Origin of the sequence: Microbispora hainanensis (genome assembly GCF_006874475.1) — a bacterium.
Lineage (GTDB): Bacteria > Actinomycetota > Actinomycetes > Streptosporangiales > Streptosporangiaceae > Microbispora > Microbispora hainanensis.
In genome coordinates, this window is sequence record NZ_VIRM01000032.1 from 50,423 (window position 1) to 63,423 (window position 13,001).

Genomic DNA, 13,001 nt, shown 5'->3' on the forward strand with positions numbered 1-13,001 from the left:
CGACCGGGACCACCGAGGCGACCATGGCGGCCAACCCGCTGCGCGACCCGCGCGACCGGCGGCTGCCGCGGGTCGCCGGGCCGTGCGTGCTCGTGCTGTTCGGGGTCACCGGCGACCTCGCCAAGCGCAAGCTGCTGCCGGCGATCTACGACCTGGGGAACCGGGGGCTGCTGCCCCCGGGCTTCTCCCTGGTCGGTTTCGCCCGCCGCGACTGGGCGCACGAGGACTTCGCCCAGGTCACGTACGAGGCGGTCAAGGAGCACGCGCGGACGCCGTTCCGCGAGGAGGTCTGGAAGCAGCTCAGCGAGGGCATCCACTTCTGCCCCGGTGAGTTCGGCGACGACGGCGCCTTCGACGTCCTCGCCATGATGCTGAAGGAGATCGACGAGACCCGGGGCACCGGCGGCAACTACGCCTTCTACCTCTCGGTCCCGCCGAAGTTCTTCCCCCTCGTGATCCAGCAGCTCAAGCGGACGAACCTGGCCAAGGCCCCCAAGGGCTCCTGGCGCCGGGTCGTCATCGAGAAGCCGTTCGGGCACGACCTGAAGAGCGCCCAGGAGCTCAACGCGATCACCAGCGCGGTGTTCCCCGAGAGCTCGGTCTTCCGGATCGACCACTACCTCGGCAAGGAGACCGTCCAGAACATCCTGGCGCTCCGCTTCGCCAACACGCTGTACGAGCCGATCTGGAACCGCGGCTACGTCGACCACGTCCAGATCACGATGGCCGAGGACATCGGCATCGGCGGCCGGGCCGGCTACTACGACGGCATCGGCGCGGCCCGTGACGTGATCCAGAACCACCTGCTCCAGCTCCTCGCGCTGGTCGCGATGGAGGACCCCACGTCCTTCGACGCCGACGCGCTGCGCCGGGAGAAGGAGAAGGTGCTGCGGGCCGTCAAGCTGCCCGCCGACCTGGCCACCGGCACCGCCCGCGGCCAGTACACGCGGGGCTGGCAGGGCGGCGAGCCCGTCGTCGGCTACCTGGAGGAGCAGGGCATCTCCCCCGACTCCACAACCGAGACGTACGCCGCGGTGAAGCTGGAGGTGGCCAACCGCCGGTGGGCCGGAGTGCCGTTCTACCTGCGTACGGGCAAGCGGCTCAGCCGGCGGATGACCGAGGTGGCCGTCGTCTTCCAGAAGGCGCCGCACCTGCCGTTCAGCAAGGACGACACCGAGATCCTCGGGCACAACGCGCTGGTCATCCGCGTCCAGCCGGACGAGGGCATCACGGTGCGCTTCGGCTCCAAGGTGCCGGGCACGGCCATGGAGGTCAGGGACGTCAACATGGACTTCGCCTACGGCGAGTCGTTCATGGAGTCCTCCCCGGAGGCGTACGAACGGCTGCTGCTCGACGTGCTCATCGGCGATCCGCCGCTGTTCCCGCACCAGCGGGAGGTGGAGCTGTCATGGATGATCCTCGACCCGATCGAGGAGTTCTGGGCCTCCCATGGCCGGCCCGAGGGGTATCCGTCCGGCTCCTGGGGTCCCGCCTCGGCCGACGCCATGCTGGCCAGGGACGGACGCGCCTGGAGGCGGCTGTGAGCGCGGCTGCCGGCGCGCCGCGTCCGGGGTGGAACGAGCGGAGAGCGGTGTGACGACCTTCAACCTGACCGAGACGACCGCGTCGAAGATCTCTTCGACGCTCACCCGCCTGCGGCACCAGATGGGCGCGCCCGCCGTCGGCATGGTGCTGACCCTCGTCGTGGTGGTGGACGAGGCGGGTCAGTACGACGCCCTGCGCGCGGCCACCGAGGCGGCGCGCCAGCACCCCTCGCGCATCCTGATCGTGATCAACCGCGACCCGGCCGAGCCCAACCGGCTGGACGCGGAGATCCGCGTGGGCGAGTCGGCGCCGGGTGAGGTCGTGCTGCTGCGGCTGTACGGCGAGCTGACCGAGCACGGCGACTCGGTGATCATGCCGCTGCTGCTCACCGACACGCCGGTGGTGGTGTGGTGGCCGGGCGACTGCCCGGAGGTTCCCGCCAAGGACCCGATCGGGCATCTGGGCAGCCGCCGGATATTGGACGCCAAGTCGGCCCCGGACGCGGTCGCCGCGATCTCCTCGCGGGCCGCCAGCTACGTCCCCGGCGACACCGACCTGGCCTGGACCCGGCTCACGCCGTGGCGCAGCCTGCTGGCCGCCGCCTTCGACCAGCCCGTGGGGAGGGTCACCGGGGGTGTGGTGGAGGCCGCGCGGGGCAACCCCAGCGCGTCGCTGCTGGCCGCCTGGCTGTGCGACCGGCTGGGTGTCCCGATCGAGATCGCCGACACCGCCGGCCCCGGCCTGACCGGTGTGCGGCTGTCCGTAGAGGGCGGCGAGCTGACGTTGAGCAGGACCGACGCCCGGCTCGCCACCCTGTCGCGGCCCGGGCACCCCGACCGGCGGGTCGCCCTGGCCCGCAGGCCGACCTCGGAACTGCTGGCAGAGGAACTGCGCCGGCTCGACCCCGACGAGATCTACGCCGACGCGATCCACCGCCTGGCGGAGATGAAGGGGCGGGGAGGGTCGTGACCGCCGTTCCCACCGTCATCGTCCACCGTGACGCCGAACTGCTGGCCCAGGCCGTGGCCGCCCGCCTCATCACGCGGCTGGTGGACACACAGGCGGCCCGCGGCTCGGCGCACCTGGTGCTGACCGGCGGCACCGTGGGCATCGCGACGCTGGCCGCCCTCACGGGCACGGCGGCGCGCGACGCCATCGACTGGCGGGCGCTGGACATCTGGTGGGGCGACGAGCGGTTCCTGCCGGCCGGTCATCCCGAGCGCAACGAGACCGGGGCACGTCAGGCCCTGCTCGACCACGTCGACGTGGACCCGGCCCGGGTGCACCCGGTGCCCGGCCCCGACTCGGGGATGACCGCCGAGGAGGCCGCCGACGCGTACGCGGAGGAGCTGGCCAAGGCGGCCAGGCCGGAGGACCACGGGCCGGTTCCCTCGTTCGACGTGCTGCTGCTCGGCATGGGGCCCGACGGCCACGTGGCCTCGCTTTTCCCCGGCCAGCCGGCCGTCTACGAGGAGGAGCGGCCGGTCGTGGCCGTGCACGGCTCCCCCAAGCCGCCGCCGACCCGGGTGACGCTGACGTTCCCCGCCCTGCGGGCCGCCAGGGAGACCTGGATCATCGCGGCGGGCGAGGAGAAGGCGCAGGCGGTCAGGATGGCGCTGTCCGACGCCGGACCGTTCCAGGTGCCGGCCGCCGGCGCGCGCGGGCGGCAGCGCACGCTGTTCCTGCTCGACCGCGCCGCCGCGCACAAGATCCCGCCGTCGTTGGGGCGGATCGCCTCCCCCTGAGTTCACAGCAGGACGGCCGGGCGCGGGCATGATGCCCGCGCCCGGCCGTTCCTATCGGGTCTCGTCAAGGGCGGCGCGGGCCTGGTCGGCGCGCCGGCGGGCCGACCGGGCGGCGCGTTCGGCGTTCGTCTCCTCGCGGCGGGCGACCTCCAGCCGGTGATCGGCCGACTTCAGCTTCTCCTTGGCCCTGGCCAGCTTGTCCGTGAGCGCCTCGACCTTGGCCGTGCGCCGCTCGTGCTCGCGTTCGGCCTCCGTCCGTTCGGCCGCCCAGTCGGCGCGGCCCCGCTCCGCCTCCCGCGCGGCCCGCTCGGCCTCGGCGAGGGCCTCCTCCAGGCTCTTGACGCGGCGCTCATGCTCGGCTTCCCGCCGCTCCCGCTCCGCTTCGTCGCGTCCGGCCTTCGGTGTGGGCTTCGCGCGGGCGGCCGGTTCGGGGGCGGGCCGTACGACGGGTGCGGGAGTGAAGCCGCTGTAGCTCAGGGGGCGGGTCAGCCGGCCCCGGCGCACCTGTTCGGCCGCCTCCTCGTCCACCACGGCCGCGTCGAGGGTCTGCTCGATCTCCAGGTCGGCCGCCGGAGCCAGCGGATGCCCGGCCGCCTCGGCCTCCTCGCGTACGGCGCGGACGAGACGGGCGACGAGCGAGGCCCGTTCACGGCCCACCTCGGCCAGGGCATCGGCGTCCTGGGTCCGCCAGGCGTCCCGCAGCCGCCGTCCGAGGTCGAGCAGGCGGCCGAGCTCCTGGCTCCGCTCCCGGGCCGTCCGGTTGACCGCCCAGGCCACGACGGTGGGTTTGCGCAGCGCCCTGATCCGCTTGGCCAGGGCGGCGTCCCCCGCCGCCTTCGCTTCCTTGGCCAGCGCGTCGCGGGCCGCGGTGAACTCCTCGGGCACCATGCCGTAGAGCCGGTCGGCCGCCTCGTCGAAGTCCACAGACCACGTCTACCCCCTGACGTTCCCCTGTGGTAGGCACGGGTCGCATGGAGTTCTTCTGTTATCACCGCGATCGGCCCGGCTCCGGGGCGCTGCGCGAGGAGCTGGTGGAAGCTCACTGGTCCTACATGGACCGCTTCGACGCGGAGCTGATCGCCCGTGGCCCGACCTTCGACCGCGTCAGCGACGTCGCCACCGGCAGTGTGCACATCGCCGACCTTCCCGATCCCGCCGCCGCGCGTGCGTTCGCCTTCGACGAGCCCAACTATCAGGCCGGTGTGTATCGGGACGTGATGATACGGCGGTGGCGCAACGTGCTCGGGCGCACCATGTGGGACTTCCCCGGCGGCCGGGACGGCGGCAACCGATATCTGGTGCTGGGCCTGGGCTCCGGGGAGGCCGCCGACCTCGTCCCGCCGTCCGGCCGGGACGAACTGATCGCGTACGGGCCGCTGCTGTCCGACGACGGCGCCGCCTGGCTCGGTACGGCGGCGCTGGTCCGGGCGCCGGACGCGGACGCGGCACGCGCCGTCCTGACGCGGGACCGGTATGCCGCCATCGAGGTGCACGACTGGGAGTTCGGCGGGCGGCGGTGACAGACCAAGACGATCCGTCCTGGTCCGGCGCCCTGAGCTACGCCGGACCAGGAGGACCACCCGTGAGGCGTCAGCTCGGGGTTGCCGTCGCCATCACGCCCACGGCGATACGCGCCTCCATCACACCGGGATCCTCGGTGTGGGTGAGCGTCGCGCCGAGGGAGCTCAAGAGCCTGCGCATGCGCGTGTTGTCATAGAGGAGGGTCGCCCGCACCTCGGCGAAGCCGAGGTCCCTGGCCTGGGCGAGGAGCATGCGGGCCAGCCGTCCGCCGAGCCCCCTGCCCTGCCAGCGGTCCTCCACGAGGAAGGCGATCTCGGCGATGCCCGGGTCCGCGGTGAACATCAACGACGCGAGCGCCACGACCTGGCCGTCGTGGCCCGCGACGAGCGACTGGCCGCGGGACCGGTCGCACAACCGGTCGAACGTACGCGGCGGCAGGGTGGGGTTGGCGGTGAAGTAGCGGAACCTGCGCGTCTCGGGCGAGCAGCGCTCGTGCAGGTCGCGCAGCGCCTCGCGGTAGAGCGAGGTCAGCGGCTTGACCTGCACCTCCGCCCCGTCGGCGAGCCGCACCGGCCCCTCGGCCGCGGACGGTTCCACCGGCGGCTGTGCCAGCCTCACCATCGCGGCGGCGCGGGCCGCCTCGGTCAGGGTGAACGGGAGCCCGGAGCGGCGCAGCCGGATCGACCGCCGGGGCGCCACGGGCACCACGAGCAGCGTCGGGTCGGGCAGTTCGACAGCCTCCCCCTCGTCCCGGTCGCCGTCCTCGTTGCGCCCGAGCGCGGCGCTCGCGCCGTACACCCAGCGGGCGTCGTCGGCGCGCAGCAGCTCGCCCAGGATCTCCGGCAGGCGCCAGGGGGCCGTGCGCAGCCGGGCGGCGAGCAGCAGCGTACGCGTCGGCTCGTCGGTCAGTTCGTGCGCGGTGGCGGGCACGATCCGCACCCGCCGCCCGCCCGCGGCCTCCAGCGCCTCGCGTACGGCCTCAGGGGAGGCGGGGATGTCCGTGACGAACTCGTCGACCGTGCCGTCCGTGTCGGGCTGCACCGAGAGGCCGAGGATGTTGCCGCCCTTGTCGGCCAGGGCCGTCGCCAGCGACGCCAGCCGCCCGGGCCGCTCGTCCACGGTCGTACGGATCCGGAAGAACCCCATCGCTACCCGCTCCCCTCCGTTGCGCTGGTCTTCAGGGTGCCGGAGCGCTGTTACACCTTTGCTACACAGCGGTGAGCCGATCGTTTCCTGTCGGTGTGCCACGTTACGGCTACGGTTATCCGCATGTGTTCCGCTGAATCTCCACGGCATCCGTCGTCGAATAGCGAGATCAGCACGGATATAGCAGGATGTGCACCATGACCGCTCCCCTGTCTCCCGGCTTCGTCAACGGTGAGGTGTCCTTCTGGTATCGGTCCCCGGGGGTGCCCACGCCCGGACAGCCCCTGGGCGGCGACCTGCAGGCCGACGTGGCCGTGGTCGGCGCGGGCTACACGGGACTGTGGACCGCCTACTACCTGAAGAAGGCCGATCCGTCACTGCGCGTCGTCGTGCTGGAGAAGGAGTTCGCCGGGTTCGGCGCGTCGGGACGCAACGGCGGCTGGCTGACCGGCGCGCTGGCCGGTTCCCCCGAGCGGTACGCGAAGACCCACGGACGGGACGGAGCCCGGCGGCTGCAACGCGCGATGTTCGAGGCGATCGACGAGGTCATCCGCGTCGCCCGCGAGGAGGGCATCGACGCCGACATCGTCAAGGGCGGCCTGCTCACCGTCGCCCGCGGCCCGGCGCAGGGCCTGCGGCTGCGCGAGGAGCTGACGAGCCAGCGCGCCTGGGGCTGGGACGCCGGCGACGTCCGGCTGCTGACCAGTGACGAGATGAACGACCGGCTGCGGATCGCGGGAGCCACCGGAGCCACCTGGAGCCCGCACTGCGCCAGGATCCAGCCGGCCAAGCTCGTCCGGGGCCTGGCGCGGGCCGTACGGGACCTGGGCGTCGAGATCTACGAACGGACCCCCGTCACCGAGATCGCACCGGGCCGGGCGGTCACGCCGTACGGCACCGTGCGGGCGGACCACGTGCTGCGCTGCACCGAGGGGTTCACCGCCACCATCGCCGGTCACCACCGCGACTGGCTGCCCATGAACAGCTCCATGATCGTCACGGAGCCGCTGCCCGAGGAGCTCTGGGCGGAGCTCGGCTGGCAGGGCCGCGAGCTGCTCGGCGACATGGCGCACTACTACATGTACGCCCAGCGGACGGCCGACGACCGCATCGCCTTCGGCGGGCGCGGCAGGCCCTACCTGTACGGGTCGAGGGTCGACGAGCGGGGGCACACGCACGACTGGACCGTGGACGCCCTGTGGGACCTGCTGGTCTCCTTCTTCCCGGCCGTCGCCGGATCGCGGGTGGAACACGCCTGGTCGGGCGTGCTCGGCGTGCCGCGCGACTGGTGCTCGGCCGTGCACGTGGACCGGGCGACCGGCCTCGGCTGGGCGGGCGGCTACACCGGTCACGGCGTGACCACCACCAACCTCGCCGGGCGCACGCTGTGCGACCTGGTGCTGCGCCGCGACACCGACCTGATCCGGATGCCGTGGGTGGACCGGCGGGTGCGCGCCTGGGAGCCTGAGCCCCTGCGCTGGCTCGGCGTCCACTCGATGTACCGTCTCTACCGCCTGGCCGACGCCCGCGAACGCAGGGGCATGACCAGGACGTCCGTACTGGCCAGGATCGCCGACAAGATCACCGGGCACTGAAAGGCTTATTTGTGAGCTCCTCCCTCCTGTTCCGCGGCGGCCGCGTCTTCGTCCCCGGCGGGTTCGCCGAGGCGGTCCTCGTCCGCGACGGCGTCGTCGCCGCCGTCGGCGCCGAGTCCGACCTCGTACGGCTGGCGCCGGACGCCGAGCCGGTGGACCTCGCCGGCGGCCTGCTGACGCCGGGGTTCACCGACGCCCACATCCACCCCGTGCAGGCCGGGCTTGAGCGGGCCAAGTGCGACCTGGCCGAGGTGTACGGGCTCGACGCCTACACCACGAAGATCGCCGACTATGCCACGAAACATCCGGACAAGGCGTGGATCGACGGCGGCGGCTGGGACATGTCCGCCTTCCCCGGGGGCCTCCCCCACCGGTCGCAGCTCGACTTCCTCGACCGTCCTGCGTACTTCGTGCAGCGCGACCACCACGCCGCCTGGGTCAACACGCGGGCCCTGGAGCTCGCCGGCCTCACCAAGGACACCCCCGACCCCGCGGACGGCCGCATCGAGCGCGACCCGGACGGCACGCCGAGCGGCGTGCTGCACGAGGGCGCCATGGACCTCGTCGGCCTGCTCACCCCCCGCCCCACCCCGGCCGACGTCGACGCCGCCCTGATGGACGCGCAGGCCCACCTGTTCTCGCTGGGCGTCACCGGCTGGCAGGACGCCATCGTCGGGTCGTACGCCGGGTCGGACGACCAGCTGCCCACCTACATCTCCGCGGCCTCCTCAGGGCGGCTGAAGGCGCGCGTGGTCGGCGCCCTGTGGTGGGACCGCGCGCAGGGCGCCGAGCAGATCCCGAGCCTGGTGGAGCGGCGCGCGTCCGCCGCGGGCCTGGACCGGTTCCGCGCGACCTCGATCAAGATCATGCAGGACGGCATCCCGGAGAACTTCACCGCCGCCGTCATCGAGCCCTACTGCCGCTGCGGCGGCACCGGCCTGTCGTACATCGACCCGGCCCTGCTCGGCGGATACGTCAAGGAGCTCGACGCCCTGGGCTTCCAGGTGCACTTCCACGCCATCGGCGAGCGGGCCGTACGCGAGGCGCTCGACGCGCTGACCGGCACCGACCCCGCCAACCGGCACCACATCGCACACGTGCAGATCATCACGCCGCAGGACGTACCGCGCTTCGCCGAGCTCGGGGTGACGGCCAACCTCCAGGCGCTGTGGGCCACCCACCACCTGCAGATGGACGAGCTGTGCATCCCCTTCCTCGGCGAGGAGCGGTCCTCCTGGCAGTATCCCTTCGCCGACCTCGTACGGCACGGCACCCGGTTCGCCGGGGGCTCGGACTGGCCCGTCTCCTCGGCCAACCCCCTGGAGGCCATGCACGTGGCGGTCAACCGCACCGAGCCCGGCGGCTCCGTCCACGCGACGTACCCCACGGCCCAGACCCCGTTCCTGCCCGAGCAGAGCCTCGACCTGCGGACCATCATGACGGCCTACACCGAGGGCTCGGCCTGGATCAACCGCTCCCCCGCCGGAGTGATCGAGGAGGGCCGCCCGGCCGACCTCGTCGTGCTCGACCGCGACCCGTTCGCTCTCGACCCGAAGGACATCTGGACCACCAAGGTCGCGATGACGTTCCTCGACGGTGAGCCCGTGCACGGCGGATGACCGGGACGGCGCCTCAGCTGTCCGCGGCAAGGGCGGAGCGGCGCCGCGACACGGCGAACGCCACCGCGAGGCAGGCCGCGGCGAGCAGCAGCGCCGAGCCGCGGAAGCCGAGCGGGCCGTCCTCCCCGACGGGACCGCCCACCACCCAGCCGATGGCCAGCGACGGACCGGCCCACCAGCGCAGCACCCGGGCGCGCAGCAGGCCGGCGGCGAAGACCACCAGCCCGATCAGCGAGACGAGCATCGACAGGAGGTAGACCGGGCCCAGCGACTCCGCATCGCCGCTGACGAGCGACACCGCGAGCGGAGGCAGGAAGCCGACCATGCCGACCGTCGTGAGGATGAGCGCCACCGAGCCGAGCCGGCCGTCGCGGCCGCCGTGCAGCGAGTGGACCGCCGCGACCGCGGCCAGCATCCCCAGGACGAGCGGGAACCCGTCCGCGGTGAACGCGTAGTCGGCGGCGTCGGCCAGCCGGTCGTGCTGCGGCACGGAGGTGAACAGGTCGAGCAGGGCGAGCGCGGCGGCCGCCGCCGCGCTCGTGACGAGGCCGGCCTGGGCCGACCGGTACGGCAGGCGAGCGGGTCCGGTGTGGAGCTGAGTGTCCGATGTCGTCATCGCTTTCCCCTTCGAGGTGGTGATCCGGCGGTCGGCGACGACACTAGAAACCGAGGGGCCGCCGGTCGTCCGGCCACGCGGGGAAATCCCGTCCGCCCGCCGTGTGAGCCGGGAGTCCGCCCGTGGTGGGACGACGTGCAGGCGCGCGGGGCCTAATCTTCGGACGATGGACCGGCTCTTCCCGCTCTCCCGATGGGGTACGGCCGTCGGCGGCGACCTGCTGCTCGCGGCCGTGCTCACGCTGGTCATGGCTGCGGCGGCGGCCCTGGACGGCCCGGCGACCCTCAGCGGCCGGGTGGGCGCGACGGTCGCGGCGGGCGGCCTGCTGGTCCTCGCCCACCGGCGCCGCCGCCCGGCGACGGCGGTCGCCGTCGTGATCCTCGTCACCGTGACCGAGGTCGTCGCCTCGCCCCAGGCCAGCACCGCTCCGGCGTTCCTCGCCATCATGGTGGCCACGTACTCGCTCGGCGCGTACGCGTCGACCTGGCCGCTCGTCGCGGGCCTGGCGCTGGCCACGGCCGGGGTGGCTACCGCCCAGTACCTGGGGCCGTCCCAGGGGTATTCGCACGCCTCCGCCGACCTCTTCCTGGTGGCGTCGCTGGTGCTGGCGCCGGGGGTCGTCGGAGGCGTGGCGGGCGCGCGCGACCGGCTCGGACGGCGGCTGGACGCGGGGACCGAACGGCTGCGGGCGGCCCGGGACGAGCGGATCGCCGAGGAGCTCGCACGCGAACGGCGGCGGGCCTTCGCCGCCCTGAAGGTCCTGCTCGGCGGCCTGGAGGAGACCAGGCGGCACGCGGCGGTCGCGGGGCTGGCGGACGTCACCGCGCTGGAACGGATCGCCCGGGACCTGCTGACCCGCATGCGTACCCTGGTTGGGGAGCTGCGCGCGCCGAGCGCCGACGACAGGCGGCCGATCCGCGAGGTCGCGGAGCTGCGGACGCAGGTGCGGGAGGCGCTCGCCGCCGCGAACCTGCCCGACACGGACTGGAGCGGGCTGCGCCCCGCCGGCAGGTGGACCCTGGTCGCCCCGCGATGGCGGGACGCGGCGCCGACGGCATGGGTGAGGCGGCATCCCTTGACCTGCGCCGTGATCTGCCTGGCCGTCACACTGGCCTACACGGCGGCCGCCGCGCGCCCTGATCCCTTCGACGGTCTCGCGCCCTGCGGGATCCTCGTCGTGGCGCCGTTCCTTCTCGGCGTGGCCTGCCCGATCCACCGGGCGCTGGCCGGCCTCGCGCTGTGCCTGCTCGGTTGCGCGGGTCTCGGCCTTGCGGCTCCCGCCGCGCCGATCACGGCGCCGGAGGCGTCCGGGGCGGTCGCGGTGATCGTGGGCTGCTGGGCGGCGGGCCGCGTGCTGCGCGGCGGCGCGGAGGCGCTGGCCGCGCGGGCGCGGGCCACCATCGCCGTCGCCGAGGAGAACCGGAAGAAGACGGCCGCCGCGCTCGGCGAACAGCGCGCCCGCCTCGCCCGGGACCTCCACGACGCCGCGGGGCACATGATGACCGTCATCGTCCTGCAGGCGGCCGCCGCACGGCGGGTCTGGGAGACGCGGCCCGACCTGGCCGCGGAACACGTGGCCGTGTTGCGCCGTACGCTCGCGGAGGCGCTCGGCGAGTTGCGCCCGCTGCTGCTCTCCCTCACGCTCGCCGACGTCCCCGCCACGGCCGGGCTCGGCGGCCTGCCCGCGCTCGCGGGCAGAGCGCGCGGCTGCGGCCTGCGGGTGGCCCTGGACGTGGACCTGGGCGCGGGTACGCGGGCCCTCACCGCAGATATCGCCCCAGACCTCCATCACGCGCCGCTGCCGCGTGCGGTCGGCACGGCCGTCTACCGGATCGTCCAGGAAGCTTTGACCAACGCGGCCCGGCACGCTCCCGGCGCGTTCGTGCGTGTCAGGATCACACGCACCGAGCAGGCCCTGGCGGTCCACGTGAGCAACACCCGGCCCGCCGACCGGCCGGCGCTGTCCACCTCCGCCGGGCACGGCCTCGGCGGCATGGCCGAGCGGAGCGCCGCCTGCGGCGGCACCTTCGCGGCCGGCCCGCGGCCCGGTGGCGGCTTCGACGTACGTGCCGTGTTCCCCTTGGAGGAAGTAACGTGATCCGCGTCCTGCTCGCCGACGACCAGCCCTTGGTGCTGGCCGGGCTGCGCACCATCCTGTCGGCCGAGCCCGACATCGACGTCGCCGGGCAGGCGCGGGGCGGGCACGAGGCCGTCGCGCTCGCCCGGGACCTGCGGCCGGACGTCGTGCTGATGGACATCCGCATGCCCGGCCTCGACGGGCTCGCCGCCACCCGCGAAATCCTGGCCACCATGCCCGACGTCCAGGTGATCATGCTGACCACGTTCGACCTGGACGAGTACGTCTACGAGGCACTGCGCGCGGGAGCCGCCGGCTTCCTCGTCAAGGACCTTCCCGACGATCAGCTCGTGGCCGGCGTACGCGCCGCGGTCCGCGGGGACACCCTGCTCGCTCCGTCCGTCACGCGCCGCTTGATCGAGGCGTACACCCGGCGCCCTCCGGCCCGGGCGGCCCTGCCTCCGGGCGCCGACAGGCTGACGCCACGCGAGGTCGATGTCTGGCGGCTGGTGGCGCGGGGCCTGTCCAACACCGAGATCGCCGCCCAACTGTTCGTCGGCGAGGCCACGGTGAAGACGCACGTCTCCCGGATCATGGCCAAGCTCGGGGCCCGCGACCGGGTCCAGGCGGTGGTGCTGGCCTTCGAATGCGGCCTCTGACGACTGCATAAGGCCCCTCCCGCCGTCGGCGGGAGGGGCCTTATGCAGTCGTCCGGATCAGTAGATCGGGCGGGAGGAGGAGCGCAGCCGCTCCAGCGCCTCGGCGAGGATCTGCGCGCCGTCCTTGTCGCTGCGGCGCTCCTTCACGTACGCGAGGTGCGTCTTGTACGGCTCGTTCTTCGGCGGAGCAGGCGGGTTCGACTGGTCCTGCCCGGCCGGCAGGCCGCACCGCGGGCAGTCCCAGAACTCGGGAACGGCCGCGTCGCTGGCGAAGCTCGGGCGCGTCTCGTGCATGTTCGCGCACCAGAACGGGACCCGCACACGGGGGGCGGCCTCGCCGCGTTCGGCCTCTCCCATGGGGCCGGCGCCGACTCGGCTGCCACGGATCGCGTTGCCACTACCCACCGATGAACTCCTTGCTCGATCGCCCCGCGGACGGGGGGAGGTGAATCTCTGTCACGCGTGGCCGGAGGCCGTC

12 protein-coding genes are annotated in these 13,001 nt (G+C 73.5%); 8 read left to right on the forward strand and 4 right to left on the reverse strand.

Annotated elements, in window-relative coordinates:
• Nucleotides 1-23 precede the first annotated feature (23 nt).
• Genes zwf through pgl form a run of 3 tightly spaced genes read left to right on the forward strand, consistent with a single transcriptional unit; the run spans nt 24 to nt 3,290 of the window.
• Nucleotides 24-1,544 (forward strand): glucose-6-phosphate dehydrogenase, encoded by a 1,521-nt coding sequence (gene zwf, locus FLX08_RS24330; protein WP_208761632.1) that lies wholly within the window; start codon nt 24-26, stop codon nt 1,542-1,544.
• Nucleotides 1,545-1,593: 49 nt separating this feature from the next.
• On the forward strand, nt 1,594-2,514 hold the full coding sequence (locus FLX08_RS24335) for a glucose-6-phosphate dehydrogenase assembly protein OpcA (RefSeq protein WP_244312858.1): 921 nt from the start codon (nt 1,594-1,596) through the stop codon (nt 2,512-2,514).
• Complete coding sequence (gene pgl, locus FLX08_RS24340; RefSeq protein ID WP_142621670.1) at nt 2,511-3,290, forward strand: 6-phosphogluconolactonase; 780 nt, start codon at nt 2,511-2,513, stop codon at nt 3,288-3,290. Before FLX08_RS24335 ends, pgl begins: the two co-directional genes overlap by 4 nt.
• A 51-nt stretch (nt 3,291-3,341) precedes the next feature.
• Here pgl and FLX08_RS24345 read toward each other — a convergent pair whose 3' ends face one another.
• Nucleotides 3,342-4,214 (reverse strand): hypothetical protein, encoded by an 873-nt coding sequence (locus FLX08_RS24345; protein WP_142621672.1) that lies wholly within the window; start codon nt 4,212-4,214, stop codon nt 3,342-3,344.
• A 47-nt stretch (nt 4,215-4,261) separates the two neighbouring features.
• Between FLX08_RS24345 and FLX08_RS24350 the strand changes: the two genes are divergently transcribed.
• Complete coding sequence (locus FLX08_RS24350; RefSeq protein WP_142621674.1) at nt 4,262-4,810, forward strand: YciI family protein; 549 nt, start codon at nt 4,262-4,264, stop codon at nt 4,808-4,810.
• 70 nt (nt 4,811-4,880) lie between these two features.
• Here FLX08_RS24350 and FLX08_RS24355 read toward each other — a convergent pair whose 3' ends face one another.
• Nucleotides 4,881-5,957, reverse strand: a complete 1,077-nt coding sequence (locus FLX08_RS24355) for a GNAT family N-acetyltransferase (RefSeq protein ID WP_142621675.1) — start codon at nt 5,955-5,957, stop codon at nt 4,881-4,883.
• Nucleotides 5,958-6,154: 197 nt separating this feature from the next.
• Here FLX08_RS24355 and FLX08_RS24360 point away from each other — a divergent pair, with 197 nt between their 5' ends.
• Nucleotides 6,155-7,552: an NAD(P)/FAD-dependent oxidoreductase gene (locus FLX08_RS24360; protein ID WP_142621677.1), complete on the forward strand. Its 1,398-nt coding sequence runs from the start codon at nt 6,155-6,157 to the stop codon at nt 7,550-7,552.
• A gap of 11 nt (nt 7,553-7,563) precedes the next feature.
• A complete protein-coding gene (locus FLX08_RS24365) occupies nt 7,564-9,171 on the forward strand; it encodes an amidohydrolase (protein ID WP_142621679.1) in 1,608 nt (535 codons plus the stop codon).
• A gap of 13 nt (nt 9,172-9,184) precedes the next feature.
• On the opposite strand, the gene FLX08_RS24370 is transcribed toward FLX08_RS24365, so the two are convergent.
• Entirely contained in the window at nt 9,185-9,787 is a 603-nt protein-coding gene (locus FLX08_RS24370; protein WP_142621681.1) for a hypothetical protein, read from the reverse strand.
• Nucleotides 9,788-9,953: 166 nt separating this feature from the next.
• Between FLX08_RS24370 and FLX08_RS24375 the strand changes: the two genes are divergently transcribed.
• Nucleotides 9,954-11,885 carry a histidine kinase gene (locus FLX08_RS24375; RefSeq protein ID WP_142621684.1) on the forward strand — a complete coding sequence of 644 codons (1,932 nt, stop codon included), beginning with the start codon at nt 9,954-9,956 and terminating at the stop codon, nt 11,883-11,885.
• Nucleotides 11,882-12,523: a response regulator gene (locus FLX08_RS24380; protein ID WP_142621686.1), complete on the forward strand. Its 642-nt coding sequence runs from the start codon at nt 11,882-11,884 to the stop codon at nt 12,521-12,523. The genes FLX08_RS24375 and FLX08_RS24380 overlap by 4 nt, the downstream gene beginning before the upstream one ends.
• A 57-nt stretch (nt 12,524-12,580) precedes the next feature.
• Here the strand turns inward: FLX08_RS24380 and FLX08_RS24385 are convergent, their stop codons facing one another.
• Nucleotides 12,581-12,928, reverse strand: coding sequence for an RNA polymerase-binding protein RbpA (locus FLX08_RS24385; protein WP_139573152.1), 348 nt, complete (start codon nt 12,926-12,928; stop codon nt 12,581-12,583).
• Nucleotides 12,929-13,001: the final 73 nt, after the last annotated feature.